Origin of the sequence: Jiangella sp. DSM 45060 (assembly GCF_900105175.1) — a bacterium.
Taxonomy (GTDB): domain Bacteria; phylum Actinomycetota; class Actinomycetes; order Jiangellales; family Jiangellaceae; genus Jiangella.
This window is the reverse complement of record NZ_LT629771.1, coordinates 6425231-6449075: the sequence shown is the minus strand read 5'-3', so window position 1 is coordinate 6449075 and position 23845 is coordinate 6425231. Positions and strand designations below refer to the sequence as shown.

Below are 23845 nucleotides of genomic sequence, written 5' to 3'. Positions count from 1 at the left end.
CGTGTCGGTGACGCCGCAGCGCCGCGCGGCCGCCGCCGCGCCCAGTCGTGACGATCCCGTCGTCGCGGGCCTGAGCGAGGCGATCGGCGGGCCGTTCGGGCGCCGGGCGGCCCAGCCACGCCGCTGGTGGGGCCCGGTCCGGGTGGCGCTGCTGGTCGCGGTCGTCGTGCTGGCGCTCGGGCTGCTGGCCGACCAGCCGTGCCGGTCCACCGGCTGGGCCGACCGCGCGGACCGGTCCATGTGGACGTCGCTCTGCTACAGCGACGTCGCGTTCCTGTACCGCGAGCGCGGCTTCGCCGACGGCCTGCTGGCCTACCGCGACAGCCTGCTGGAGTACCCGGTGCTGACCGGCGCCGTCATGCAGGTGACGGCGGTCGTGGCGGGCGGGCTGTACGACGCGTTCGGCGGCGGCGACCTGGCGCCCGCCTTCGCGGAGAGCGTGATCTTCTTCGACCTCACCGCCGGGCTCATGGCCCTGTGCGCGCTGGCCGTCGTGGTCGCGACGGCGCGGACGGTGCCGCGCCGGCCGTGGGACGGGCTGCTGGTGGCGGCGTCGCCGTTGCTGCTGCTCAGCGCGTACGTCAACTGGGATCTGCTGGCCGTGCTGGCGATGTCGCTGGCGATCCTGGCGTGGACGCGTGACCGGCCGGTGCTCGCCGGGGTGCTGATCGGGCTCGGCACCGCCACGAAGCTCTATCCCGCGCTGCTGCTCGGCGTCCTGGTGCTGGTGGCGCTGCGGTCGCCGGACCGGAGGGCGGCCCTGCGCGACACCGCACTGGCCGTCGTCGCCGCCGTCGTCGCGTGGTGCGCGGTGAACCTGCCGGTGGCGTGGTGGGCGCCGGAGGGCTGGCGGGAGTTCTTCACCTTCAACGCCGAGCGCGCCGCCGACTTCGGCTCGACGTGGTTCGCGATCGGCCTGCTGAAGCCGGGCCTGCTGCCCGAGTCCGTCGACGACCTCGCCGTCGTGTCCGCGGCGGTGCTGCTGGTGCTGATCGCCGCGCTCGCGCTCACCGCGCCCGCCCCGCCCCGCGTCACCCAGCTCGCCTTCCTCGCCGTCGCCGCGTTCCTGCTGGTGAACAAGGTGTGGTCGCCGCAATACTCGCTGTGGCTGCTGCCGCTGGCGGTGCTCGCGCGGCCCCGGGTGCGCGACCTCGTCGTCTGGCAGCTGGCCGAGGGCGTCTACGTCCTGCTCCTGTGGCGCTTCCTGGCCACGCTCTACGACCCGTCCGCGCCGCTGCTGACGAACGACCAGTACGCGCTGGCGATCCTGCTGCGGATCGCCGGGCTGCTCTGGCTCGTTGTGATGGTCGTGCGCGACATCCGCCGACCCGAGGACGACCCCGTCCGCCCGTTCCTGACCCCGGTCGACGCCACCGCGCCCCGGCACCGGCGGCGGGAGGCGACGCCATGACGGCACGGACGCTGTCCGACCGGGTCCGCGGCGTCGACCGCGACGCCCTCGGCATCTGGCTGGCCACCCGCGTCTCGATGTGGGTCATCGCCGGCGCCACCGGCTGGATGTTCGTCGCCGCCGGCCAGGACGTCGTCCCGGCCCTCGACCGGTGGCAGCAATGGGACTACTGGCACTACCTCGGCATCGCCGTCCACGGCTACGGCGGGCAGCCCACCGGCGTCCCCAACGAGGCGTTCTTCCCCGGCTTCCCGGCATTCCTCTGGCTCGGCGACCAGCTGGGGCTGCGCCACGTCGCCGCCGGGCTGATCGTGTCGCTGGTCGCCGGCGCCGTCGCCGCGGTGGCGCTGGGCCGCATCGGCGAACTGGAGGGCGGCCAGCGGATCGGCCGGCTCACCGTCGTCGTCTGGGCCGTGTCGCCGTCGGCGGTGTTCCTCGCCGCCCCGTACACCGAGGCGCTCTTCCTCGCCTGCGCGTTCCCGGCCTGGCTGGCGGCGCGCCGGCAGCACTGGCTGGCGGCCGGCGTGCTGACGGCGCTGTCGTGCACGGTGCGGGTCAGCGGCGTGTTCCTCGCCGTCGCCGTCGCCGTCCACTGGCTGACCACCCGGCGCGAGGCGGTCGAGCGGTCCGGCCGGCCCTGGTGGTCCGGCCTCGGCTGGCTGTTCCTGCCCGCGCTGCCGCTGCTCGCGTGGTCGCTCTACCTCGAGTCCGAGACCGGCGACTGGCTGGCCTGGCTGCACGCCCAGGCCGAAGGCTGGGACCGCCACTTCACCTGGCCGTGGACGTCGCTCGACGCCACGTGGCAGGCCGCGTTCGGCGGCACGCAGTCGCCCGGGTTCGCGTGGATGTTCCGCGCCGAGATCGTCGCCATGCTCGTCGGGGTCGTCCTGACCGGTGCCCTGCTCTGGTGGCGTCGCTGGGGCGAGGCCACCTGGATCGGCCTGCAGGTCATCGCCTTCGGCACGTCGACGTGGTTCTTCTCGGTGCCCCGGGCGACCTTGCTGTGGTGGCCGCTGTGGGTGACGATCGCGCTCCTCGCCGCTCGGCGTCGCTGGGTGCTCTGGGCGTACCTCGCCGTATCGGTGCCGTTGATGTCCGTGTGGGCCGCGGCGTATTTGACGGGGCGCTGGGCCGGCTGAGGCGTGTGCCCCATGTGCCCTGCCGAAGAGCTGCCGGCCGAGGTCCTGGACGACGTGGCCAAGGGCACATGCCGTGCTCAAAGCAGTGCCCCGGACACACCCCGACCAACTGGGCGAGACGTTGCGAGCCCTGAGAGTCGTCGAGCACATGCGCGGGCGCGGCTATCCCACCCCGGCCTGGCTCGGAGTGGGGCCACCGCCACTCATGTGTGGCATCTGACGGACTTCGTTGACGCGGCTCCCGCGCCGGAGCTGACCCAGTCTCTCGTCGAGCAGCTGATGGAGATCGGCTGTCGCCGGGCTGGATGTCAACGAGACGCCCGAGCAGTCGCTTCTCCGCCGGTCCGTGGCCAGGCTCTCGGGGTATTCCGCCGAGGTGGCGGCCTTGGTCGAGCGCCTGCGGCTCGTGTGTGCCGACGTCCCACCTCCAGGAGAGGCAACGGACATGGTCCATGCCGATCTCTCGACCCCCAGCAATGTCCTGGTCCGTGACGGAGCGGTGGTGTCGGTCGTGGACATCGGGAACGCGGGTAGCGGCACGCGGGCGACCGATCTCACCACCCTCGTGTGGTACACCTTCCAGGATCCGCTGCTGGACGGTGTCCGAAGGCGGCTGTGGACGAGAATCCTCGACCTGGTCGGCTGGGAAGGGGCGGCGGTGCTCGCAGCGGCGCAGATCCTCCACATGCTCGAGATCCCCATCCGTCACGGGCGCCACGATGTCGTTCCAGGGGTGGTCGAGCGCGGCCATCGCGCTCTCGACGAGCTGAACGTACTTCGCTAGTCGGCTGGCCCTGTCCGGCTGCGGGTGGGGACGCCGGCCCCGCCCGCCTCGCTCGTTCCTCGCTCGGACGCCCGCAGCCTACCCCTGCCGGCGCCCCCACCCGCAGCCTCGGTGGTCTGCCGGCTCACGCTTCGCTTGGGTCGTCTAATCCCAGGCGAGGGCGTCGAAGGTGGTCGTGGTGAAACGGACCTCGACGTCGAGTTGGTCGCCGACGGTGGGTGGCTCGACGTCGGCGGGGAGCCAGATCATCGAGCACTGCATGTGCGGCGGCTCGGCGAACCAGCGCTGCTTGCCGGCGACGCGGAAGGGCGACAGCGACCGTCCGCCCGCCTCCAGGCCGCCGCGGGCCAGCGCCGTCGCCCGCTGCCGCAGCGAGCTCGCCGCGACCGGCGCCTGCAGGGCCACCCCGTGCGCCGTGCCGCCCGCGACCACCACGACGGCGCCGTCGCGGCGGGCCCGGCGCTGCCGGTAGCCGTACGTCTCGCCGCGCCGCACCCGGTGCACGTCCAGCACTGTCGCCCGGGGGGTCAGCCCGGAGCGGTCGCCGAGCCAGAGCGCCGTCGCCACCCGCAGCCGCACCTCGGCGTCGGTGTCGCGGCCCACGGCCGCCGCGCGCTCGGCGCTCAGGTGGCTCGCCCAGACCGTCCGCGCCGCCGTCGGGACCGCCTCGAACGCCCGCCGGGCCAGCGTCGTCGCCTCGGCGGCGTGGTCGCCGGCCAGCGGCAGGTGCAGCGCGAACCCCTCGAACCGCACGTCGTCGAGGAGCTTCGCCGTCTCGGCCAGCTCGCCGGGGTCGATGCCGTGCCGCCGCATGCTCGTCAGCACCTCGACGACCACCCGCGGCCGGGTGGCGCCGGCGGCCAGCTGGCGCAGGTCCTCGAGCCGCGAGACGGTGTGGACGACGCGGTCGTCGCCGACGGCGCCGGCCAGCCACGGCCGCCACGGCGACAGCACCAGCAGGTCACCGCCGAACTCGGGGCTGACGGCGGGCAGCTCGTCGTAGGTGCCGGCGGCCAGCGTGGCCACGCCCAGCCGGGCCGCCTCGGCCGCCAGCACGGCGTTGCCGAAGCCGTAGCCGTTGCCCTTGGTGACCGGGACGACGGTGACGCCGGCGGCGGAGGCGTCCTGGACGTAGCGGCGCACCCGGCCGCGCCACTGATCGGCGGCGATGTGCAGGGTCAGGGACACGCGGTCAGCTCCGGCGCTTCATATACAGGTCGAAGGCAGAGTAGAGGACGCGCGAGATCGGGAGGTCCCACTCCCCGACGTACTCGACCGCGTGGCCGCCGGTGCCCAGCTTGAACCGGATCAGGCCCGCGTGCGGGTCGTCCTCGGACAGCGTGTCGGTGATGCCGCGCAGGTCGTAGACGGCGCACCCCTCGGCCAGCGCGTCGCGCATCATGCGCCACTGGATGGCGTTGGAGCCGCGGACGTCGCGCTTGGTCGTCGTCGAGGCGCCGTAGGAGTACCAGGCGTGCGTACCGACGCGGGTCATGGTGGCGGCCGCGACGAGGTCGCCCTCGTGGTGCGCCAGGTAGAGCCGCAGCCGCTCCGGCGCCTCGCCCGTCATGGCCGCCCACATGCCCTCGAAGTATGACAGCGGGCGCGGCGTGAACGCGTCGCGCTGGGCGGTCTCGGCGTAGATGCGGTGGAACTCCGGCAGGTCGGCAGCGGTGCCGAGCGACACGACGACGCCGGACTTGTCGGCCTTCTTGATGTTGCGCCGCCACAGCTGGTTGAAGCCCTTGAGGACGTCGTCCTCGGACTGCCCCTCGAGCGGCAGCTGGAACACGTGCCGCGGCTGCCCGGCGGCGAAGCCGTCGACCTCGGCCGGGGGGCGCCAGCCCAGCGCCGTCAGCTGTTCGGCCAGTGCGGTGCCCGTGGCGGTGGTCTCGTCGGCCGGGACGTCGCGCAGCCGGGCGACGCCGGGGTCGGCCAGGGCGCTCTTCAGGGTGGCGTTGGACCAGCGGCGGCCCACCACCCTCGGCCCCATGCGCAGGCCGAACGCGCCCTGCGCCTTCACGTGCTCGACCAGCGGGGTCAGCCAGCGCTGGAGGTCGCCGGCGGCCGAGATGCCGTCCCAGTCGATGCTCGGGCCCTCGGGGACGTAGGCGAGATAGCGGCGCACCCGCGGCGCCTTGCGGTACAGCACCAGCGCCACGCCGACCAGCTTGTCGCCGTCGAACCAGCCGACGGAGCGGGACCGCCAGTCGCGCTTGACCACGCCCCACGCCGGTGTCTGGAGGAAGCTGACCGAAGGCCGTTCGGCGATCGCGGCGAGATGCTGGTCGCTCGTGATCTCTCGGACGGTGAGGGCGGAGGAGCGTGTCACGGGGCGAGGGTACCCGGTTCGCGTGCGGACCCGAGAACGATCACGAACGTCCGGGAGTGTCCGGTTGCGCCGGGCGGGTGAACTCGGCGTCGATCTCCAGCACGACCGTCTTGCCGATCAGCACCCCGCCGGTCTCGAGGGCCCGGTTCCACGTCAGGCCCCAGCGCTCGCGGTCGATCTCGGTGCGCGCGCTGAGCCCGACGACCTGCGCCCCCCACGGGTCGAAGCCGACGCCGTCGAAGCTGGCCCGGAACTCCACCGGCCGGGTGCTGCCGCGGATGGTGAGGTCGCCGGCCAGCACGAATTCGTTGCCCTCGACGTGGGCGATGGTGGTGGACCGGAAGGTCAGCTCCGGGTGCTCGGCGACGTCGAAGAAGTCGGGCGAGCGCAGCCGCTGGTCGCGGTCGTCCTCGCCGGTGGAGAGGCTGGCCGTCCCGACCACGACCTCGACCTGCGACGCCGTGGGGTCCTCGCCGAGGGTCAGCGTCGCCCTGACGTCGTCGAAGCGGCCCTTGATCTGCGTGAGCATCAGGTACCGGACGGCGAAGGTGACGTCGGCGTGCTCGGGGTCGAGCGTGAAGACGCCGGCGGCCGGCACCGTCAGCCCGTTCCACGGGTGCACGTCGCGGGCGATGTGCGCCTCGGCCATGGCCTGCCCTTTCTCTGACGAATGCGCGTCAACATCCAATATTTTGCGCCGTCAACCATTGTTAGCATCAGCATCTATGGCGACGACGCGAATCATCGACGACGACCGGCTCACCGCCGTCGGCCTGCTCGTCGAGGTGCACCGGGGGCTGACGCAGAAGTTCGCCGCCCGCCTGGGCCGCCACGGCCTGTCCGAGAACGAGCTGGAGATCCTGCTGCGACTGGGGCGCACGCCCAACTGCCAGCTGCGCATGAGCGACCTCGCCGCGCAGACCAGCCTGACCACCAGTGGCGTCACCCGCGTGGTCGACCGGCTGGAGCGGGCCGGCCTGGTGGTGCGCGCCAGCTGCGACACCGACCGCCGCGGCACCTGGGCCGTGCTCACCGACACCGGCCTCGAACGGGTGACGGCCGCCGTCGCCGACCACATCGAGGACGTCGACCGCTGGTACACCGGCCTGCTGACGCCGGAGCAACTGGAGGCACTGACCGAGGCGCTGCGCATCGTCCGCGACACCGTCCGGCCCGAGGCCGTCGCCGGCGTGGCGGAGGCGGCCCGGGCGCGGCCGCACGTCGACGCCTGACCGTTGGGGGGCTGCCGGCCGGCTGCGCGGTGAGTCCGGCCGGTGTCCGGGGATGCCGGCCCCGCCCGCCTCGCTCGTTCCTCGCTCGGACGCCCGCAGCCCACCCCTGCCGGCATCCCCGGACACCGGCCTCGCTGGTCTGCGGGCGTCACCTGGACACCGGGCTGGCTGGGCTGCGGGCGTCACCCGGGCGCCGGGCCCGCCGAGCTGCTGCCCGCGCACGGCCGTCAGCGGGCCTTGACGTGGTCGAGTAGGTAGGCGACGTCGGCCTCCTGGCCCTCGGCCGGCGTCTCGACGATGGCGTCGGTGCCCGCCGCCTCGATGACCGCGACGATGGCCTCGCCGCCGATGCTGCCGGTGCCGATGGTGGCGTGGCGGTCGGCGCCGGAGTCGAACGGGTCGCGGCTGTCGTTGGCGTGCACGAGGTCGATGCGCCCGGTGATGGCGCGCGTCTTCTCCACCATGTCCTCGGGCGCGATGCCGGCCGAGAACGCGTGGCAGGTGTCGAGGCAGAACCCGAACCCGAACTCGCCGACGGCGTCCCACAGCGCGGCCAGCCGGTCGAGCTTGCGTGCCATGGCGTAGTCGCCGCCCGCGGTGTTCTCGATGAACACCGGCACCTTGGCGTCGAGCTGCTCGGCCGCCTTGCGCCAGTTGTCGACGCCGGCCTGAGGATCGTCGCCCTTCAGCACGTGGCCGCCGTGCACCACCAACCCGGCCGCGCCGACCTGCGCCGCGACGTCGACGTGCTGCTGCAGGATCTTCCGGCTCGGGATGCGGATGCGGTTGTTCGTGGTGGCGACGTTCACGACGTACGGCGCGTGCACGTACACCGTCAGCCCCGCCGCTTCGGCGTCGGCCTTCAGCGCCTCGGCGCCGCCCGGGTACGCCAGCTTCGGCGCCTTCCAGTCCTGCGGGTCGCCCAGGAAGATCTGCACCGCGCCGGCCCCGGTGGACTTCGACGCCGTGATGGGATCGCCCAGCTTCACGTGGGCTCCGATGCGCTGCTCAGCCATGTCTCAGACGCTATCGCGCCGCTCTGACAGCGTGGGCCCGCCGGCCTCAGGTTGCTTGCGTGCGGCGGTGGGGGGACGCCGGCCCCGCCCGCCTCGCTCGTTCCTCGCTCGGACGCCCGCAGCCTACCCCTGCCGGCGTCCCCCCACCGCCGCACGCCGTTGCGGTCCGCGCGGGCTCGCTTGTGCGGTCCGCGCCGCGCGGGAGCGTCAGGGCCGGCCGCGCACCGCGCCCTCGTAAAGTGCTGGGGTGAGTGGTGAGGGGAACTGGCGGGAGCGGCGGGGGGACGTCGTCCGGGCGCAGGCCGAGGCGCTGGCGCGCAAGCAGGCGGCCGAGACGGAGCGGGCGAAGGAGATCGTCGCGGAGTTCGTCGCCGCGATGACCGCCGCCGGCATCGCGCCGGGGCCGTTGCGGGCACGTGCTGCCGACGGCGCCGTCCGGTACCGGACCGGGCTCCGCGGCTGGTACGTCCGCCGCAACCAGGCGATGGCGGTCGGCGAGGACGGCGGGTTCTACCTGATGGACGTGCCCCGGTCGGCGCGGTCGCGGCTGGCCGGCGTGCGCATCGCTCCGTCCGATCCGCCGCTGCAGGTGGGCGTCGGCGCGCGGGACGGCGAGTCGATGCCGCTGGAGCGGTTGCTGCGGCAGCGACTGGAGGCCGGGACCGATTTCTGACGGTTCGTGAGCGCAGGTCAACCCCTGTGGATGACGGAATCGGCGTTTCGGCTCAACGCTGGTAACCTTGCCTGCGGCCTGGTCGTGCACGGACCTGTGTGCATCCGACCGGGCCATCGACGTTCAGCCCTCCTGCCACGGAGAGACCGTGGCCGCGAAGACCACAGGAGGTGATCCGGCATGCGTCGCTATGAGGTCATGGTGATCCTGGACCCCGAGTCCGAGGAGCGCACCGTGCAGCCCAGCCTCGAGCAGTACCTCGGGGTCGTACGTGAGGCCGGTGGCTCGGTCGAGAAGATCGACGTCTGGGGCCGCCGCAAGCTCTCGTACGAGATCAGCAAGAAGAGCGAGGGCATCTACGCGGTGCTCGACGTCACGTGCGAGGCCGACACCGTGGCAGAGCTCGACCGCCAGCTCGGACTCTCCGAGACGGTGCTGCGTACCAAGGTCGTTCGGCCGGAAGCCCACTGAGAGGGACCACCAATGGCAGGCGAGACCGTCATCACGGTCGTCGGCAACTTGACCGACGACCCTGAGCTGCGCTTCACGCCCAGCGGCGCCGCGGTCGCGAACTTCCGCGTCGCGTCCACGCCGCGCACGTTCAACCGGCAGACCAGCACGTGGGAAGACGGCGATCCGCTGTTCCTGTCGTGCTCGGTGTGGCGTCAGGCGGCCGAGAACGCCGCCGAGTCGCTGCAGCGCGGTATGCGGGTCGTCGTGACGGGCCGGCTCAAGCAGCGCTCGTACGAAACCCGCGAGGGTGAGAAGCGCACGGTCATCGAGCTCGACGTCGACGAGATCGGCCCGAGCCTGCGCTACGCCACGGCCAAGGTCACCCGGACCCAGCGGTCCGGCGGTGGCGGCGGCTTCGGTGGCGGTGGCCAGCCTTCCGGCGGTGGCAACGACCCGTGGGCCACCCCGTCCGGCGGCGGTGCGCCGCAGCAGGGCGGCGGCAACGACCCCTGGGGCGCTCCGGCCGGACCCTCGTCCGACGAGCCCCCGTTCTGATCACCAGGTAATCAGCGTTCCGGGGCGGCTCTGGAGGCCACCCCGTTCGGGAACGCGCCCGTCAACCCATCCCGGTCAGCCGCGGCCAGCGAGGCGACCGGGCTCCCCGAAGGAGGAGCACCACGATGGCAAAGCCCCCGCTGCGCAAGCCGAAGAAGAAGGTTTGCGCCTTCTGCAAGGACAAGGTCGACTACGTCGACTACAAGGACACCTCGCTGCTGCGCAAGTACATCTCCGACCGCGGCAAGATCCGGGCCCGTCGCGTCACCGGCAACTGCACGCGCCACCAGCGCGACGTCGCCACGGCCATCAAGAACGCCCGCGAGATGGCGCTGCTGCCGTACACCTCGACGGCTCGCTGAGGGGAGAGGACGCCATGAAGCTGATTCTCACCCAGGAAGTGCCGGGGCTCGGTGCCGCCGGTGACGTCGTCGAGGTCAAGGACGGCTACGGCCGCAACTACCTCGTGCCGCGTGGCTTCGCGATCGCGTGGACCAAGGGTGGGCAGAAGGAGATCGACTCCATCCGCCGCGCCCGCTCGGCCCGCGAGTTCGCCGACCTCGACTCCGCTCGTGCGGTCAAGGCCCAGCTCGAGGGCACGGCCGTGAAGCTGGTCGCCAAGGCCGGCGACTCCGGTCGCCTGTTCGGCGCCGTCACCTCGGCCGACATCGCGACGGCCGTCACGGCGTCCGGTGGCCCGGCCATCGACAAGCGCCGCATCGAGGTGGGCAGCCCGATCAAGACGGTCGGCACCCACAGCGTCACGGTGCGGCTGCACCCCGAGGTCGCGGCGAACGTCGCGCTCGAGGTCGTCCCGGCCTGAGACTCGTCTCACCGAAGGCCCGCGCGCCGGCACCATGCCGGCTCGCGGGCCTTCGTGCGTCCGCACCGGGTCGTTGACGTGGAACCTTTCCCGCATCTGGGTACGTTCACTGCACGACCCCCCACGATGACGGAGCCCCATGCTCGACCGAGACCCGCGCAGCACGCGAACGCGCATCCAGAATGTCGCGCTGGAGCTGTTCGCCGAGCAGGGCTACGACAAGACGTCCCTGCGCGAGCTGTCCGAGCGTCTCGGCATGACGAAGGCGTCGCTCTACTACTACTTCAAGAGCAAGGACGACATCGTCCAGAGCCTGGTCGACGACCTGCTGACGGCGGTCGACGAAGTGGTCGACTGGGCCCGTGGCCAGGAGCCGACGGCCGAGAACCGGCGCGAGCTGATCGAGCGGTACGCCAAGGCGATCCGCGGGCAGGGCACGCCACTGCTGCGGTTCCTGATGGAGAACCAGCCCGCGCTGCGGGTGCACGCGTGCGGCGACGCGCTGAGCCGGCGCATGCGGGTGCTGCTCGACTTCGTCGTCGACCCGCGCGACCCGCTGCCGGTGCAGTTGTGCGGGCGCATGGCGTTCTTCGCGCTGCACGGCGCGCCGATGATCATGAGCGACACCGAGGCGACCACCGACGAGATCTTCGACGCCGCGTGCGCGGTCGCGCTGTCGATGCTGCCCGACGACGACGGCGAGCGCCCGCTGCCCTGACGGCGCCTGCGACAATCGGGGGCGTGGGAGCGCTCCGGAGCATCGTCGCGCCGCTCGCCGGGCGCCGGCTGGTCCGCCGGGGCGTGCACCTGCTGCTCGGCGGCGTCATCCTGCTGCCGTACGTGTTGCTGATCGTCGCGTTCGTGCAGTTGTTCACCGAGCCGGGCACGCCCTACGTGCCGGCCGGGGTGCTGGCGGCGGTCACGTTCGTCATCGGCACGGTGCCGCCGTTCCTGCCGGCGATGCGGGCACTGGAGATCACCGCGACCCGCGGCCTGCTCGACGTCGACCTGCCCGACCCTGCCGCCGACCCGCCGTGGGAGAGCCGGCTGTTCGGCGCCGGGTGGTACGTGCTGCACCTGGTCAGCGGTGGTGCGGCGATGGCGGCGGTGCTGTTCTCCGCGCCGACGGCCGTCCTGCTGGTGGTGCGCGGGCTGGGGCTGGACGACGGTGCCGGCATCTCCGGGCTGGCGGTGCTCGACGCCGTCGGCGGGGTGTGGGCGGTGCTGCTCGGTCTCGGGCTGGTCGTCGCCACGGCGTACCTGGTGGCCGGGCTGGGCGCGCTGCTGGCGTGGCTCGCGCCGCTGCTGCTGGGCCCGTCGCCGGCCGAGCTGCGGCTGGCCATGGAGACGCAGGCGCAGGAATTCGCCGAACGCAACCGGCTGGCCCGCGACCTGCACGACTCCGTCGGCCACGCCCTGACGGTGACGACGCTGCAGGCGGCGGCCGCGCGCCGGGTGCTCGACTCCGATCCGGAGTTCGCCCGCCGCGCGCTGCTCGCGGTCGAGGAGGCAGGCCGGGCCGCCATGGAGGACCTCGATCACGTGCTGGGCGTGCTCCGCGCGGGCGGCACGGCCCCTGACGACGCCGCCTCGCCGCAGCGCACGCTGGCCGATCTGCCGCGCCTGATCGACGACACCCGCACCACGGGCATGGACCTCGAGGCGACGGTCGACGGCGACCTGGCCGCCGTGCCGCCGGCGCTGTCGCGTGAGGCGTACCGCATCGTGCAGGAGGGCCTGACGAACGCGGCCCGGCACGCGGCGCACGTGCCGGTCCGGTTGCGGGTGGCCGCGACGGCGGACGGTCTGGACATCGACGTGTCGAACCCGCTGCCCGACGGCACGCCGCCGTCGTCGCGGGCCAACGGTGGCCGCGGGCTGCGCGGCATGCGAGAGCGCGTGCGGCTGCTGCGCGGAGAGTTGTCCGCGCAGGCCGCGGACGGGGTGTGGCGGGTGCGGGTGCACCTGCCGGGGCGGGAGGGCCGGTGACGGACGAGATCACGGTGCTGCTGGTGGACGACGAGCCACTGGTGCGGGCGGGCCTGCGGGCCATCATCGACGCCGAGCCGGACCTGCGCGTCGTCGACGAGGCGGCCGACGGCGCGGAGGTCGGGCCGCTGGTGACGCGGTCGCGCCCGGACGTCGTGCTGATGGACGTGCGGATGCCCGCCGTCGACGGCATCCAGGCGACCCGGCTGCTCAGCCGCCGCGACGACGCGCCGCGCATCCTCGTCGTCACGACCTTCGAGAACGACGACTACGTGTACGAGGCGCTGCGTGCCGGTGCGCACGGGTTCCTGCTCAAGCGGGCCCGGCCGGAGCAGATCGTGCAGGCCGTCCGGACGGTGGCCCGCGGCGACTCGCTGCTGTTCCCGGCCGCCATCCGCGGACTGGCCGCGTCGCACGGCGGCAACGGCGGCGACGCGCTGGCCGGCGCCGGGCTGAGCGAGCGGGAGGCCGAGGTGCTGCGGCTGGTGGCGGCCGGTCGATCCAACGCCGAGATCGCCGCCGAGCTCGTCGTCGGCGTCGAGACGGTGAAGACGCACGTCGGCAACGTGCTCACCAAGCTCGGCGTCCGCGACCGCACCCAGGCCGTCATCGCCGCCTACGAGTCCGGTTTCATCAGCCCACGTTGAACCCGCGATCCCCCCGGCGGGGGAGGCGGTTCACCGGGCGGCGGGAGGCCGCGGCCACCGTCGACCGGCGAAGGTCGAGGCATGAACTCGACGACGATGACGGCCGCGGAGCGTGGCCCGGCCCGAAGCGGCGTGCTGCGCCGCTGGCCCGAGTGGGCGCCGTGGGCCGCGACGGTGTGGGCGCTCGGCTACGGGCTGACGGCGCTGGGCTGGACGCTCACCGGCGCCGGCTTCCCCATGGGAGCGTCCGACCCGGACCGGGAGACGTCGCTGCTCGGTGGCGTCCCGGCCGACGTCGGCGCCCCGTTGTTCGCCGCGGTCGCGCTGGCCGCCGCCGGCACGGGCGCCGTCATGGCCCGGTACCGTCCCGGCGTGGCGGTGCCGCCTTGGTGGCGGCGGTTCGCGGTCGGCCTCGGCGGCACGATGGCGGTGGTCCTGCTGGTGGTCGTGCCGGACACCAGGATCCTGGCCCTCGTCGGCTATCTGCCGATGATCGTGTTCAAGGCGCCGTTCGACGCGGAGATCCGCGGGCAGGTGGCCGACGCGCTCGGCGTCGAGCACGTGCATCAGGCCGTGGCGATCGCGGGTGGGTTCCTCTGGGCTGCGGCGACCGTCGTCTACGCCCGCCGGACGGTGGGCAGCTGCGCGCGGTGCGGACGCCCGGACCGGTCGGCGGCGGTCGCGACGGTCCTGCGCTGGGCCCGTCCGGCGGTCTACGTGGCGGCCGCGATCCCAGCGCTGTACGCCGTCACCCGGTGGATCTGGGTGGCCGGGATCCCGCTGGGCATCGACGAGCAGGACCACGCGGACGGGCTGGCCGACGGATCGCTCTGGGCCGGCGCCTGGCTGGCGTCGTTCGCGCTGGTGGGGACGGTGCTGACGCTAGGCCTGGTGCAGCGGTGGGGCGAGGTGTTCCCGCGCTGGATCCCGGTGCTGCGCGGCCGCCGGGTGCCGGTCGGTCTGGCCGTGGTCCCGGCGTCGGTGGTGGCGGTGCTCGCGACCTCGGGTGGACTGGGGCTGATCAAGGTGGGCCTCACCCAGGACCTGCTGAACTCGCAGGAATGGGCCGCCTTCGGGCCGGCGCTGCTGTGGCCGGTGTGGGGTGCGGCGCTGGGCTGGGGGACGCTGGCGTACTGGCTGCGCCGCCGTGGGAGCTGCGCGGACTGCGGCCTACGATGACGGCATGCTCATCGCGTTCTCCGTCGCACCGTCCGGCACCGGCGAGTCCGTGTCCGAGGCGGTGGCCGACGCCGTCGCCGTCGTCCGGGCCTCTGGGCTGCCGAACAGCACCGACTCCATGTTCACCACCATCGAGGGCGAGTGGGACGAGTGCATGGACGTCGTCAAGCGCGCCTGCGAGGCGGTCGGCCGCCACGGCCACCGCGTCAGCCTGGTGCTCAAGGCCGACATCCGGCCCGGTCACACCGGCGAGATCACCGGCAAGGTCGATCGCCTCGAGGCGGCGCTGGCGCGCAAGCAGGCTCAGTAGCCGGTCCCCGACTTCACCCGGCGGCGCTCGCGCTCGTGCAGCCCGCCCTTCGCGTCCAGCGTCGTGCACGCGTGCGCGAGGTCGTCGGCCAGCGTGTCGGCCAGCGAGCGGCCGAGGGTCTGTTTCACCAGCGCCCGCATGATCGTCACGTCCTCGGCGTTCGGCGGCAGCGAGTAGGCCGGCAGCATCCAGCCGTGCTCACCGGCCAGCTGACCGGCGACGTCGAACTCGTCGTAGTCGTGCTCGCCGGCCAGCCGGAACGCCACCAGCGGCAGCTGCTCCGCGTCGGGGTGGCCGACCAGCTCGAAGTCGCCGGCGTCGACGATCCGCTCGGCCAGCGCCTTCGCGTTGGTCTGCATCGTCTGCATGATCGCGCGGTAGCCGTCGTGTCCGTAGCGGACGAAGTTGTAGTACTGCGCGAGCACCATGCTGGCGTTGGTGGAGAAGTTCAGCGTGAACGTCGCGTCCTTCTTGCCCAGGTAGTTCTCGTAGAAGACGAGGTCCTCGGCGAGGTCGTCGTCGCCGCGGAACACCAGCCAGCCGATGCCCGGGTAGACCAGCCCGTACTTGTGCCCGGACACGTTGATCGAACGCACCTGCTCGAGCCGGAAGTCCCACCTCGTGTCCGGGAAGAGGAACGGCCACACGAACCCGCCGCTGGCCGCGTCGACGTGCAGCGGGACGTCCAGCCCCTTCTCGTCGCGCAGCCGCACCAGCAGGTCGTTGATGCCGGAGATGTCGTCGGAGTGCCCGGTGAACGTGGTGCCGAGCACCGCAGCGACGCCGATGGTGTTCTCGTCGACGTGCGGCTCGACGTCGCTCGGGCCGATGGTGAGGCGGTCCGGGCGCAGCGGGATGATCCGCGGCTCGACGTCGAAGTAACGGCAGAACTTCTCCCAGACGACGTGGACGTCGCCGCCGAACACCAGGTTCGGCCGGTCGGTGCTCTGCCGTGCCGCCTCGCGCCGCTGCCGCCACTTCCATTTCAGCGACAGCGCCCCGAGCATGATCGCCTCGGACGAGCCCTGCGTGCGGGTGCCGGTGGTCGGACCGGGCGCGTGGAAGAGGTCGGCCAGCATGCGGATGCAGCGCTGCTCGATCAGCGCGGTCTGCGGGTACTCGGCGTGGTCGATGTAGTTGCGGTGCAGGTTGTCGGCGATGACGCGCTGCGCCTCCGGCTCCATCCACGTCGTCACGAACGTGGCGAGATTGCGCATCGGGATGCCGTCCAGCACCAGTTCCTCGCCCAGCAACCGCAGCGCGTCGACAGCCGGCATCCCCTGCTGCGGCAGCCGATCGTCCGGCGCCGGTCGCTGCAGGAACGTGTTGCCGTAGCGGTCGTCGTAGGTGTCGGGATGCGTGACCATGCCCCGACGCTAGGAGCCGCGCGGCGCCGTGGACTCACCCGGAACGGATGAGAGCGGTGTGGGGCGGTGGGGGTCAGCCGCGGCGGAAGATCTGGGCGAGCACGCGCAGCGCCAGGATCGCGCTGATCACCAGCATGTTGTAGCCGATCAGCTCGTACAGCCGGACGTCCTCGGTGAGCTGCGGCCCACCGCTGGTGCCGATGAGCAGGACGGCCATGATGCCGGTGGTCGCGGCGAGGAAGGTCAGCAGCACCTCGTGCAGCATCGTGGTCAGCACGGCGCGGTCGCGTTCGTCGGCGAGCAGCCTGATGTTGATGCCCAGCCGGCCGTGCTCGGCGGCGCTGGCGATGCGCTCCACGCGGCGCGGCAGCCGGCGCAGGATCGGCAACAGGGCGGCCAGCTCCTCGGTGACCGCCCGCTTGAGATGCTCCGGACCGTACTGTTCCTCGACGTAGCCGCTGGCCAGCGAGCGGGCGCTGCCGATGAGGTCGAACCGCGGCGTGAGCCGCGTCAGCGTGCCTTCGGCCGTCGCCAGCGCGCGGAACACCGCGGCGATCTCCGGCGGGATGGCCAGGCCGTGGTCGGCGACCACCCGGAACAGGTCGCCGAACATCCGGACCCCGGTGCTGGGCGTGCCGGACGTGTGCCGGGCCATGAACCGGCCGATGTCGCGCTCCAATTGCTGCTGGTCGATCTCGTCCGGCCGCGGCACCAGTTCCAGCAGCGCGTCGCTGACGGCGAGCGGGTCACCCCGGTCGACGCCGACGAGCAGCCGCTGCAGGGCGTCGCGCAGGGCGCCGTCGAGTCGTCCGACCGAGCCGAAGTCGAGCAGCCCGAGCCGGCCGTCGTCGAGCAGGAAGATGTTGCCGCCGTGCGGGTCGGCGTGGAAGATGCCGTCGAGGACGATCTGGCGCAGCAGGCAGTCCAGCAGGGTCGTCGCGAGGGCGTCGCGGTCGAAGTCGTGCTGCCGGATGACGACGTCGGCGCGGTTCAGCGGCGTGCCCTGCAGGCGGTCCATCACCAGCACCCGCTCGGTGCACAGCGCGAGGTGCGGTTCCGGCAGGACGACGTCGGGCTGGCGGCTCGGCGCGGTCGCCACGGCGGTGATGTTCTCGGCCTCGATGCGGTAGTCGAGCTCCTCGCGGATCGCCTCGGCCAGGCCGGCGGCCAGCGGGCGGACGCCCATGCGGCGACCCCACCGGGTGCCCGACTCCAGCCGCGCGGCCAGTCGGGCGGCGATGTCGAGGTCGCGCTCGACGACCGGCCGGATGCCGGGGCGCTGCACCTTGACGACCACCTCGGCGCCGCTGTGCAGCCGGGCGAGATGCACCTGGCCGACGGACGCGGCAGCCAGCGGCTCGCGGTCGAACTCGGCGAAGACGTCCTCGACCGGCGCGTTCAGCTCCGCGACGATGACCTTCTCGACCTCCGGCCACGGCACCGGTGTGGCGTCGTCCTGGAGCCGGGCCAGCTCGTCGGCCACCTCGGCCGGCAGCACGTCGCGGCGGGTGGCGAGGATCTGGCCGAGCTTCACGAACGTCACGCCGCCCGCGTTCAGGGTGTTCGTCAGCGCCCGGCCCAGCTGGGCCCGTCCGGACGGCACGTCCAGGGCGCGGTCGCGCGTGCCACGCAGGTACGAGCCGAGGCCGTGCCGCATCGCGATGCCGATGATCTGCCAGTACCGCCGGGTGCGGCGCAGCCGGCCCAGCAGCCCGCGGCCCCACACGAGCGCCGGCGGCAGCGAGCCCATCGGCACGAACGCCTCGATGACCACGAGGAACGCCATCGACGCGAGCACCGTCAGCACGCTGCCCAGCAGTGCGAACCAGAAGACGACCCAGCCCTCGCCCTGCTCGGGGGTGCCCTGCGGTGACCACGTGAACTGGCCGAGCAGCGCGTACATGATCAGCGGCCCGACGATCATCGCGAATGCGCCGGTCAGCAGCAGCCGGAACAGCCCGAGCCGCACGCCCAGCAGCCGCTGCGCGATCAGCCCGAAGACCAGCGCCGTCAGGATCGAGAAGGTCGCGACGATCGGGAACGTCAGTACATCCATGGCGGGTCGGGCCCCTCGGGGTTCGGCTCACTGTCCGCGACAGTCTCGCAGGGTGGAACCCCGAGCGGCCCGGCAACCCGCCCTCAGACGACGCCGTACAGGCGTTGGGTCCACTGGGTGACGCCGACGCCGTTCGCTTCGGTCAGCTCGACCTTGACCGAGACGTACCCGCCGGCGGCCGGCCGGTTGTCGACGGTCGCGACGACGGTGTCGCCGTCCAGCGTCGCGGGCACCTCGGCCCAGGTCTCGCCGTCGTCGTAGGACACCCAGGCGGCGGCGCCGGTGAGTGAGCCGTGCTCGTACGAGGGGGTCGCCTCGACGCCGACCTCGACGCGGTAGCCGTCCACCGCAGCGGCCCGGTTCTGCCCGTCGACCTCGACGTCGTACGTCGGGAACAGCAGCGGCAGCGCGCCGCCGTCCGCCGCCGAGGACGTGAACCGCCAGCTGGTCTGGGTGAACAGCGGCGACTGCCAGGTCGAGTGGCTGCGGTCGAACCGGACGAGGTCGTAGACGAGCGCGAGGTCGGTCGCGGCGGCCGGGACGTCCCACTGGCCCTGCCCGTACCAGCCCCACGCACCCAGCGACTGGCCGTTCGCGAACAGCTCCATGCTGCCGAGGTCGTTCAGCCCGTTCCAGGCGAAGTGGCCGGGCTGGCTGTCCGCCCACGCCGGGAGGTTGGTCCAGATGAGGTTCCCGATGCGGCCGGACGGGTCGTACGGGCCTTGCGCGTCGGCCGGGACGGCGGGTCGCAGCCCGGCGCCGTACCAGGTCTCGGCGGTGGTGCTGCCCGGATCCAGCGGCCGGGTCGCCGACGACATCGGTGTGCCCCAGTACCACATGGTGCCGTCGGGGTGGATCACGGTCTGGCGCACCGGCACGTCCGCGGTGACGTACGAGGTCCGGGTGCCGGGCGCGTCGAACTGGATGACGTCGCCGAGCGGGACGAACGCCTCCCGCTGGGTGCTGTACGCGTCGAGGTACTGCGCGTACCGGTCCGGGCTGCCGGGCGTGTTGTACGTCGAGTCGATGCGGGCCAGCTGGTCCTGCTCGACCCGGTGGTTGACGTCGCGCGTCGTGATCGCCCCGGTGTGCGGGTAGACGAGGTGGTAGTCGGTGCCGCCGTCGGGCGTCGTGTAGAGCCACGACTCCGTCACGTCGAACGCGCCGCGCTCGACGTCGGCCATCCGGCCCAGGTACAGGGTGTCCATGCCCTCGCGGAAGTAGCGGGTGTTGGACAGGATCCAGTTGTCGACGATGCGGGCGTACGACACGCTGCCGCTGTGCATGCGCATCGGCTGGTCGGTGCGCACCTTCACCGGCAGCGCGCGGCGGGCGTCCAACGTCACCGTGCGGTCGCGGAGCAGCCGCAGTTCCGGCTCGGCCAGGAACGCCGCCTCGGTGACCTGGAACGTCTCGGGGTCGAGGACGGCGACGGTCGAGGCGATCGAGTACGTGCCGGCGCGTAGCCGCAGCGTGACGTCCGCGCCGTCGAGACTGATCCGCTGGGCGGCGATGCTGTCCAGGTCGAAGACGTCCAGAGTGCTGCCGTCGCCGGCCGGCTCGCCGTCGCGGCCGATCACCCGGAACGTGACGTCGACCTGCTGCGGCTCGGCATACGCGCCGATCGGGGTGACGACGGTGGCGTCGCCGTCGCGCGCGACCAGCCGGAGGCTGACGGCGCCGTAGTGCCCGTAGTCGAGGACCGACGGGTCGAACGTGACGGGCAGCGCGGCGGTGCCGCCGGCCGGGACCGTCAGCGTCGTCGCGCCGAGCGTCGCCGCGTCGTCCGGCAGCGCGGCGCCGTTCTCGCCGCGGGCGTCCAGGGTGAACGTCAGTGTCGCGTCGGCGTCGCCGGTGTTCGTGTAGACGACGTCGGTGGTGACCGCCTCGGCCGGCTCGTGCGGCCAGGCCAGCGTGCCGAGGTCGACCGTGCCGGGGCCGCTGAGCTGCGCCGTCGCCGCCTTCGCGACGTCGAGGATGCCGGCGCCCTGGTCGTAGACGTCGGTGTCGTTGTCCGGGCGGACCGTGCTCTGCAGGGCCGCTTTCACCTGCTCGCCGGTCCAGTCCGGGTGCGCCTGCCGGACGACGGCCGCGGCGCCGGCGACGTGCGGGGTCGCCATCGACGTGCCGCTCATGTCCGTGTACGCGGCGTCACCCCGGCCGCCGGCGCGGGCGGCAGTGATGTCGACGCCCGGCCCGGCGATGTCGGGCTTGACGGCGCGCGTCACCGCCACCGGCCCGCGGCCGGAGAAGCTCGCCGTCGCGTCGGTGAGGTCGACCGCGGCGACGGTCAGCGCGCTGGCGGCGCAGCCCGGGCTGGTGACGGTCTCGGCCGGGCCGCCGAGGTTGCCGGCCGCGATGACGAACAGCGTGTCCGACGCCGCCGACAGCGCGTCGACCGCCTGCACCATCGGGTCGTCGCAGGCGCCTAGCTCGTTGTTGCCGAGGCTCATGTTGACGACGTCGGCACCCTGCGCGACGGCCCACTCCATGCCGGCGATGATCCACGACAGCTCGCCGAAGCCGTCGTCACCGAGCACCTTGCCGACCAGCAGGCCCGCGCCCGGCGCGACGCCGCGGTAGTCGCCGCCGGACGCCGCGCCGGAGCCGAGCACCGTCGACGCGACGTGGGTGCCGTGTCCGTCGCGGTCGACGGCGTCGGGGCTGTCGGTGAAGTTCTCGGCCACGACGAGTGCGTCGGCGACGTCCGGGTGCTCGGCGTCGATGCCGGTGTCGAGGACGGCGACGGTGCTGCCGGCGCCGTCGAACCCGGCCGCCCACGCGTCCGGCGCGCCGACGTACGGGACGCTCTCGTCCAGCACCGGCGCGACCCGCGCGTCCAGCCAGATCTTCTCCACCTGCCGGCCGAACGCCGTCGGCTGCGGCACGACGGCGTTCCAGACGGACTCGGTGACGGCCTTGTCCGCGTCGAGAACGTCGGCGCCGATCGACGGCAGGCTCGCCGTCCGCTCCGTCCCGGCGGGGAGGGCGGCGCCGCGGGAGGCTGCGGCGCCGCCGGCATAGGTGACGATCAGCGGGATGCTGCCGGTCGAGGCGTCGTCCAGGCTCTGCTCGACCAGCCCGGTGACGTTGAACAGCTGCCGGTCGACGCGGTTCTCGGCCAGCGCCTGCTCGGCCGACGCCGGGATGACGTACACGTCGTCGCCCTCGGTGCGCACGTCGTAGCCGCCGGGATCGTCGGACTGCACCCGTACGGCCGGCGCACCGTCGCGGCCGTACGTCAGCACGGCGACGTCGCCGGTGATCAGCGTGACGGTGCGGACGCCGCCGGACTCGACCCCGTCAGGGAGCTGCGGCAGCGGCGTCGCGGGCGGGTCGTCCGCGGGCGCGGCGGCCTGGCCGGAGAGGGGCAGTGTGGCCAGCGCGAGGGCCAGCGCGGCGGCGGTGCGGCGGAGGGCAGGCACGGTTCGGCCCCGCTTTCGGGAGGGAGACGGAACATTCGTAAATCTGCCACGATTCAGGACAATGCATACTGGCGCGAATGCGCCATGACCGGTATCCGCCAGCGACGACCTGCGGGCAGAGGAGGCATCGTGTTCGATGTGCTCGGGCTGGGTGATGCGGAGGAGTCCGCCTATCGCGCGCTGGTCGAGGTGCCGTCGGCCGACGTCGCCGCCTTGGCCGCGCGGCTCGGCCTGCGGCCCGGCGAGGCGGCGACGGCGCTGGCGTCACTGGAGCGCCGCGGCCTCGCCGCCCGGTCCAGCGCCAGCCCCGAGCACTACGTCGCCTCGCCGCCGTCCGTCGCGCTGGCCGCCCTCGTCGTCGACCGGCAGGAGGAGCTGCGTCGCGCCGAGGTCGAGATCGCCGCGCTGACCGAGGCGTACCGGCGCACCGAGTCCGACCGCAGCGTCGGCGACGTGGTCGACGTCGTCTACGGCGCCCAGGCCGTCGCGCAGCGGTTCATGCAGCTGCAGGCGTCGGCCCGGTCCGAGGTGCTCGGGCTGACGAAGGCGGAGGTCGTCGCGATCTCCGGCGAGGAGAACACCGCCGAGGAGGCCGCCGTCGAACGCGGTGTCCGCTTCCGCGTCGTCCTCGAGCGGGCCGCGTTCGACCGTCCCGGCTTCGCGACAGCCGCCGAGGCCGCCCTCGCCGACGGCGAGGAGGTGCGGGTCGCGCCCTTGGTGCCGATCCGGCTGCTCGTGGTCGACCGGCAGATCGCGCTGGTGCCGCTGGTGTCCGGCGAGGCGCGGGCCGTCGGCGCGCTGCTCGTGCACCAGAGCGGGCTGCTCGACGCGCTGATGGCGCTGTTCGACAAGGTCTGGGACGAGGCGGTCCCGCTGGTTCTCGGCACCGGCGGAGGCCTGGCCGAGCGGCCGCCGTCCGGGCTGACCACCCTCGACGCCCGGATCTTCGGGCTGCTGCTGGCCGGGCTGACCGACCAGGCGATCGCGAACATGCTGGACATGTCGCTGCGGACGGTGCAGCGGCGGGTGCGCGTCCTGATGGACGCCGCCGGCGCCGACACCCGGCTGCAGCTCGGCTTCCAGGCCGCCAAGCACGGCTGGGCCTAGCGCACTGCCCCGGTGACCATCCACGTGTCGCTGCGTTCCCGCAGGGCCAGCGTGACCAGCCGGACCAGCATCCACACGCCGATCGCGGCCCAGAGCCACATGAGGCCGGCCTGCCCGGACACGTCCGCGACGGCGACGGCCCAGGCCGCCGGCAGGAACGCCACCACCGAGAGCACCGACGCCCAGGCCAGGTAGCGCCCGTCCCCGGCGCCGATCAGCACGCCGTCGAGCACGAACACCCACCCTGCGATCGGCTGCATCGCCGCGGCCACCACCAGCGCGGCGAACAGCAGCGTCCGCACCTCGGGGTCGGACGTGAACAGCCGCGCGTAGCCGTTGCCGACGACCAGCAGCAGCACGGCGAGCGCGAACCCCGACAGCACGCCCCACTGCACCATGCGCCGGGTGATCGACCGTGCGCCGTCCACGTCGCCGGCGCCGAGCGCGCGGCCGACCAGCGCCTGGGCGGCGATCGCGACCGCGTCGAGGATGAGCGCCAGCAGCGTCCACGTCGTGAACGCCACCTGGTGCGCCGCCAGCTCCGCCGTCCCCAGCCCGGCCGCCACCACCGTGATGACGATGAGCGCGGCCCGCATCGCGACCGTCCGGACGATCAGCGGGATGCCCGCGCCGAACGCCTGCGCGACGCCGCGCCCGTCCGGGCGCAGCCCGACCCCGGCCTGCCGGGCGCCGCGCGCGACGACCCGGATGAACACGGCGGCCATGCCGGTCTGGGCGAGGACGGTGCCCAGCGCGGAGCCGCCGATGCCGAGGTCGAGCCCGTACACCAGCACGACGTTGAGCACGACGTTCGCGACCGCGCCCGTCACCGCGACGTAGAGCGGCGTCCGCGTGTCCTGCAGGCCGCGCAGGACGCCGGTCGCGGCGAGGACCAGCAGCATCGACGGGATGCCGAGCAGGCTGATGCGCAGGTACGTCTCCGCGTGCCCGGCCACGTCGTCGCCCGGCCCGAACAGCGACACCACCCACGGCGTCAGCGGCCAGCCGGCGGCCACCGTCGCGACGCCGATCAGGACGGCCAGCCAGCAGCCGTCGATGCCCGAGCGCAGCGCCCCGGCCTGGTCACCGGCGCCCAGCCGCCGCGCCACCGCGGCCGTCGTCCCGTACGCGAGGAAGATCGACACGTTCACCAGCGTCGCCAGCACCGTTGACGCGATGCCGAGGCCGGCCAGCTCGGGGGTGCCGAGGTGGCCGATGATGGCGGAGTCGGTCAGCAGGAACAGCGGCTCGGCGACGAGCGCGCCCAGCGCGGGCAGCGCGAGCCGCACGATCTCGCCGTCGGCCGCGTGCCGTCGGAACGGATGTCGAATCATGGCAGGACCGACG

At 73.2% G+C, this 23845-nt stretch carries 23 protein-coding genes; 15 read left to right on the top strand and 8 right to left on the bottom strand.

The window, feature by feature from the left end; all coding sequences use genetic code 11:
* Nucleotides 1-7: 7 nt before the first annotated feature.
* The 3 genes from BLU82_RS29025 to BLU82_RS35340 all read left to right on the top strand — a co-directional run bounded on the left by BLU82_RS29025 (nt 8) and on the right by BLU82_RS35340 (nt 3334).
* Entirely contained in the window at nt 8-1411 is a 1404-nt protein-coding gene (locus BLU82_RS29025) for a glycosyltransferase family 87 protein (RefSeq protein WP_157741328.1), read from the top strand.
* Entirely contained in the window at nt 1408-2550 is a 1143-nt protein-coding gene (locus BLU82_RS29020; RefSeq protein ID WP_157741327.1) for a mannosyltransferase family protein, read from the top strand. Before BLU82_RS29025 ends, BLU82_RS29020 begins: the two co-directional genes overlap by 4 nt.
* A 346-nt stretch (nt 2551-2896) precedes the next feature.
* Nucleotides 2897-3334 carry a phosphotransferase gene (locus BLU82_RS35340; RefSeq protein ID WP_370246241.1) on the top strand — a complete coding sequence of 146 codons (438 nt, stop codon included), beginning with the start codon at nt 2897-2899 and terminating at the stop codon, nt 3332-3334.
* A 144-nt stretch (nt 3335-3478) separates the two neighbouring features.
* Here the strand turns inward: BLU82_RS35340 and BLU82_RS29010 are convergent, their stop codons facing one another.
* Genes BLU82_RS29010 through BLU82_RS29000 form a run of 3 tightly spaced genes read right to left on the bottom strand, consistent with a single transcriptional unit; the run spans nt 3479 to nt 6315 of the window.
* The gene (locus BLU82_RS29010) at nt 3479-4522 is read right to left on the bottom strand and encodes an alanine racemase (RefSeq protein WP_092624363.1); all 1044 of its coding nucleotides are present in this window, start codon (nt 4520-4522) and stop codon (nt 3479-3481) included.
* Between the two features lie 4 nt (nt 4523-4526).
* Nucleotides 4527-5666 carry a peptidoglycan bridge formation glycyltransferase FemA/FemB family protein gene (locus BLU82_RS29005; protein ID WP_092624362.1) on the bottom strand — a complete coding sequence of 380 codons (1140 nt, stop codon included), beginning with the start codon at nt 5664-5666 and terminating at the stop codon, nt 4527-4529.
* 40 nt (nt 5667-5706) lie between these two features.
* Complete coding sequence (locus BLU82_RS29000) at nt 5707-6315, bottom strand: YceI family protein (RefSeq protein WP_092624361.1); 609 nt, start codon at nt 6313-6315, stop codon at nt 5707-5709.
* A gap of 76 nt (nt 6316-6391) precedes the next feature.
* Here BLU82_RS29000 and BLU82_RS28995 point away from each other — a divergent pair, with 76 nt between their 5' ends.
* On the top strand, nt 6392-6898 hold the full coding sequence (locus tag BLU82_RS28995; protein WP_092624360.1) for a MarR family winged helix-turn-helix transcriptional regulator: 507 nt from the start codon (nt 6392-6394) through the stop codon (nt 6896-6898).
* A 227-nt stretch (nt 6899-7125) separates the two neighbouring features.
* On the opposite strand, the gene BLU82_RS28990 is transcribed toward BLU82_RS28995, so the two are convergent.
* A complete protein-coding gene (locus BLU82_RS28990; protein WP_092624359.1) occupies nt 7126-7914 on the bottom strand; it encodes a deoxyribonuclease IV in 789 nt (262 codons plus the stop codon).
* A gap of 247 nt (nt 7915-8161) precedes the next feature.
* Between BLU82_RS28990 and BLU82_RS28985 the strand changes: the two genes are divergently transcribed.
* The 10 genes from BLU82_RS28985 (at nt 8162) to BLU82_RS28940 (ending at nt 14543) form a co-directional block, all read left to right on the top strand.
* Complete coding sequence (locus BLU82_RS28985; RefSeq protein ID WP_092624358.1) at nt 8162-8587, top strand: hypothetical protein; 426 nt, start codon at nt 8162-8164, stop codon at nt 8585-8587.
* A gap of 180 nt (nt 8588-8767) precedes the next feature.
* The gene (rpsF, locus tag BLU82_RS28980) at nt 8768-9058 is read left to right on the top strand and encodes a 30S ribosomal protein S6 (RefSeq protein ID WP_092624357.1); all 291 of its coding nucleotides are present in this window, start codon (nt 8768-8770) and stop codon (nt 9056-9058) included.
* 12 nt (nt 9059-9070) lie between these two features.
* Nucleotides 9071-9595 (top strand): single-stranded DNA-binding protein, encoded by a 525-nt coding sequence (locus BLU82_RS28975; RefSeq protein ID WP_092624356.1) that lies wholly within the window; start codon nt 9071-9073, stop codon nt 9593-9595.
* Between the two features lie 125 nt (nt 9596-9720).
* On the top strand, nt 9721-9957 hold the full coding sequence (rpsR, locus tag BLU82_RS28970) for a 30S ribosomal protein S18 (protein WP_026877935.1): 237 nt from the start codon (nt 9721-9723) through the stop codon (nt 9955-9957).
* A gap of 14 nt (nt 9958-9971) precedes the next feature.
* A complete protein-coding gene (gene rplI, locus BLU82_RS28965) occupies nt 9972-10418 on the top strand; it encodes a 50S ribosomal protein L9 (RefSeq protein WP_069109313.1) in 447 nt (148 codons plus the stop codon).
* A 139-nt stretch (nt 10419-10557) separates the two neighbouring features.
* Complete coding sequence (locus BLU82_RS28960; protein ID WP_092624355.1) at nt 10558-11136, top strand: TetR/AcrR family transcriptional regulator; 579 nt, start codon at nt 10558-10560, stop codon at nt 11134-11136.
* Nucleotides 11137-11159: 23 nt separating this feature from the next.
* On the top strand, nt 11160-12407 hold the full coding sequence (locus BLU82_RS28955) for a sensor histidine kinase (protein ID WP_197682548.1): 1248 nt from the start codon (nt 11160-11162) through the stop codon (nt 12405-12407).
* The gene (locus BLU82_RS28950) at nt 12404-13054 is read left to right on the top strand and encodes a response regulator transcription factor (RefSeq protein WP_197682547.1); all 651 of its coding nucleotides are present in this window, start codon (nt 12404-12406) and stop codon (nt 13052-13054) included. The genes BLU82_RS28955 and BLU82_RS28950 overlap by 4 nt, the downstream gene beginning before the upstream one ends.
* Before the next feature lie 81 nt (nt 13055-13135).
* Entirely contained in the window at nt 13136-14233 is a 1098-nt protein-coding gene (locus BLU82_RS28945) for a hypothetical protein (RefSeq protein ID WP_092624354.1), read from the top strand.
* Between the two features lie 4 nt (nt 14234-14237).
* A complete protein-coding gene (locus tag BLU82_RS28940) occupies nt 14238-14543 on the top strand; it encodes a thiamine-binding protein (protein ID WP_069109311.1) in 306 nt (101 codons plus the stop codon).
* Here the strand turns inward: BLU82_RS28940 and BLU82_RS28935 are convergent.
* The 3 genes from BLU82_RS28935 to BLU82_RS34865 form a co-directional block, all read right to left on the bottom strand.
* Nucleotides 14537-15910: a glutamate decarboxylase gene (locus BLU82_RS28935; protein WP_092624353.1), complete on the bottom strand. Its 1374-nt coding sequence runs from the start codon at nt 15908-15910 to the stop codon at nt 14537-14539. The two genes, BLU82_RS28940 and BLU82_RS28935, sit on opposite strands and share 7 nt — an antisense overlap.
* A gap of 73 nt (nt 15911-15983) precedes the next feature.
* The gene (locus BLU82_RS28930; protein ID WP_092624352.1) at nt 15984-17966 is read right to left on the bottom strand and encodes an AarF/ABC1/UbiB kinase family protein; all 1983 of its coding nucleotides are present in this window, start codon (nt 17964-17966) and stop codon (nt 15984-15986) included.
* An 83-nt stretch (nt 17967-18049) separates the two neighbouring features.
* On the bottom strand, nt 18050-21391 hold the full coding sequence (locus BLU82_RS34865) for a S8 family serine peptidase (RefSeq protein ID WP_172885726.1): 3342 nt from the start codon (nt 21389-21391) through the stop codon (nt 18050-18052).
* A gap of 129 nt (nt 21392-21520) precedes the next feature.
* Here BLU82_RS34865 and BLU82_RS28920 point away from each other — a divergent pair, with 129 nt between their 5' ends.
* Nucleotides 21521-22498 (top strand): helix-turn-helix domain-containing protein, encoded by a 978-nt coding sequence (locus tag BLU82_RS28920; RefSeq protein ID WP_092624350.1) that lies wholly within the window; start codon nt 21521-21523, stop codon nt 22496-22498.
* Here the strand turns inward: BLU82_RS28920 and BLU82_RS28915 are convergent.
* Entirely contained in the window at nt 22495-23832 is a 1338-nt protein-coding gene (locus tag BLU82_RS28915; protein WP_092624349.1) for an MATE family efflux transporter, read from the bottom strand. The two genes, BLU82_RS28920 and BLU82_RS28915, sit on opposite strands and share 4 nt — an antisense overlap.
* Nucleotides 23833-23845 lie beyond the last annotated feature (13 nt).

Bases quoted from the DNA above. Each gene is read 5' to 3' on its own strand.
- BLU82_RS29020 (WP_157741327.1), top strand. From the start codon at position 1,408: ATGACGGCACGGACGCTGTCCGACCGGGTCCGCGGCGTCGACCGCGAC.
- BLU82_RS29000 (WP_092624361.1), bottom strand. From the start codon at position 6,315: ATGGCCGAGGCGCACATCGCCCGCGACGTGCACCCGTGGAACGGGCTG.
- BLU82_RS28995 (WP_092624360.1), top strand. From the start codon at position 6,392: ATGGCGACGACGCGAATCATCGACGACGACCGGCTCACCGCCGTCGGC.
- BLU82_RS28990 (WP_092624359.1), bottom strand. From the start codon at position 7,914: ATGGCTGAGCAGCGCATCGGAGCCCACGTGAAGCTGGGCGATCCCATC.
- rpsF (WP_092624357.1), top strand. From the start codon at position 8,768: ATGCGTCGCTATGAGGTCATGGTGATCCTGGACCCCGAGTCCGAGGAG.
- BLU82_RS28975 (WP_092624356.1), top strand. From the start codon at position 9,071: ATGGCAGGCGAGACCGTCATCACGGTCGTCGGCAACTTGACCGACGAC.
- rpsR (WP_026877935.1), top strand. From the start codon at position 9,721: ATGGCAAAGCCCCCGCTGCGCAAGCCGAAGAAGAAGGTTTGCGCCTTC.
- rplI (WP_069109313.1), top strand. From the start codon at position 9,972: ATGAAGCTGATTCTCACCCAGGAAGTGCCGGGGCTCGGTGCCGCCGGT.
- BLU82_RS28960 (WP_092624355.1), top strand. From the start codon at position 10,558: ATGCTCGACCGAGACCCGCGCAGCACGCGAACGCGCATCCAGAATGTC.
- BLU82_RS28945 (WP_092624354.1), top strand. From the start codon at position 13,136: ATGAACTCGACGACGATGACGGCCGCGGAGCGTGGCCCGGCCCGAAGC.
- BLU82_RS28940 (WP_069109311.1), top strand. From the start codon at position 14,238: ATGCTCATCGCGTTCTCCGTCGCACCGTCCGGCACCGGCGAGTCCGTG.
- BLU82_RS28935 (WP_092624353.1), bottom strand. From the start codon at position 15,910: ATGGTCACGCATCCCGACACCTACGACGACCGCTACGGCAACACGTTC.
- BLU82_RS28930 (WP_092624352.1), bottom strand. From the start codon at position 17,966: ATGGATGTACTGACGTTCCCGATCGTCGCGACCTTCTCGATCCTGACG.
- BLU82_RS28915 (WP_092624349.1), bottom strand. From the start codon at position 23,832: ATGATTCGACATCCGTTCCGACGGCACGCGGCCGACGGCGAGATCGTG.